Below are 1,612 nucleotides of genomic sequence, written 5' to 3'. Positions count from 1 at the left end.
GTAAACATTCATCCCGCGCGCGATGAGTGACGAGTAGGTTGCAGTCCTCACGTTGCGTCACTTTGATCTGGTGTGCGGGTCGTGGTGAGATCATCCGGTGTCCGGCCTGGAGGAGATGTCGCGCGAGGAGCTGATCGCTCTGTCGCGGGCTCTGTTGGTCGAGAACGCCCGGTTGACCGAGCGGGTGACCGTTTTGGAGAAGGAGAACGCCGAGCTTCGCGAGCGGGTCGCGCGGCTGGAGCGGCTGATCTCGCGCAACAGTGGGAACTCCGGGATGTCCTCGGCCAGTGACGATCTGCCCGGTAAGGTGCAGCCGAGGGTCAAGCCCGGCCGCGGTGGGAACCGCCGTCCGGGTAAGCAGCCCGGTGCGCCGGGAACCACGCTGGCCTGGTCGGATGATCCTGACGACACCCTCGATCATTTCCCGTCCGGGGTGTGCGGGTGTGGCGCCGACTTGGCCCAGGCGGCCGATCTGGGCATCACAGCCCGCCATCAGCAGGTCGAGGTGCCGCTGATGAGCGCCACGACCATTCAGCACAACCTGCACACGGTTGCCTGCGGCTGTGGCAAGGTGCACGCCGCAGCCCGCCCGGACGGGGTGCCATCCGCGCCGGTCAGCCTGGGGATCAATCTGCGGGCGTGGTGTGTGTATCTGATGATCGCGCACGCGATCCCGGTGCACCGCTGTGTCGAGCTGGTCGTCTCACTCACCGGTGCGCAGCCCTCGCCGGGGTTCGTACACGGCATGATCGCCCGCGCCGCCACCGCGGTCGTGCAGGCCAACCTGCGTATTCGTGCACTCCTGACCGCTGCGTACGTGGTGTGCTGCGACGAGACGCCGATCCGGGTCGGTGCGAAGAAGGCCAAGAAGTATCTGCTGGTCGCCTGCACCGATCTCTACACCTGGTACATGCTCGGCGACCGCACCATGGCCACCTTCAAGAAGTTCATCATCGCCGACCTGAGCGGTGTCCTCGTGCACGACCGCTACCAGAACTACGACTCGGCCGAACTCGGCGTCCACCTGCATCAACTATGCACGAGTCACCTCCTTCGCGATCTTGAAGACTGTGCTGAAACCTACCCCGGCGCGGCCTGGCCCGCCCAGATCCAGACCGCGCTGCGGGGTCTGATCCATGCCGCCAACCTCGCCCGCGAACAAGGCCACCAGGCGATGAACGCCGGCACCCAGGCGATGTGGATCAACAGCTTCCGGCACGGGGTGCGCGTCGGCCTGTCCCAGGTGCGCCGGATCCCAGGACCGGCCAAGACCGTCACCCAGCCGATCGGCCGCGTCCTGCTGGAAGTACTCCGCGACCGCGAGAACGACGTACTGCGCTTCGCGCACGACCTCCAGATCCCACCCACGAGCAACCAGGCCGAACGCGATGTCCGCCCGGCCAAGACCCAGCAGAAGATCTCGGGCAGACTCCGCTCGGAGCAGACCACCGAGCATCGCTACGCCATCCGGGGCTACATCTCCACCGCCGCCAAACACGGCGCCGACGTCATGACGGCAATCCGCGACGCCCTCCTCGGACGCGCCTGGATGCCACCAGACCCACTACAAGCCTGAATCCGGCCACCGGCCGCGACAACGCACGCCCGAGGG

At 66.5% G+C, this 1,612-nt stretch carries 1 protein-coding gene; it reads left to right on the top strand.

The features are described from left to right. Positions 1-97 precede the first annotated feature (97 nt). The gene (tnpC, locus tag ITP53_RS55215) at positions 98-1,576 is read left to right on the top strand and encodes an IS66 family transposase (protein ID WP_195903461.1); all 1,479 of its coding nucleotides are present in this window, start codon (positions 98-100) and stop codon (positions 1,574-1,576) included. The last annotated feature ends 36 nt before the right edge of the window (positions 1,577-1,612 follow it).

The sequence above is a fragment of the Nonomuraea cypriaca genome, from assembly GCF_015645445.1.
GTDB classification, from domain to species: domain Bacteria; phylum Actinomycetota; class Actinomycetes; order Streptosporangiales; family Streptosporangiaceae; genus Nonomuraea; species Nonomuraea cypriaca.
The sequence above is the reverse complement of the archived record's forward strand: the minus strand, read 5'-3'. Positions and strand labels throughout refer to the sequence as shown.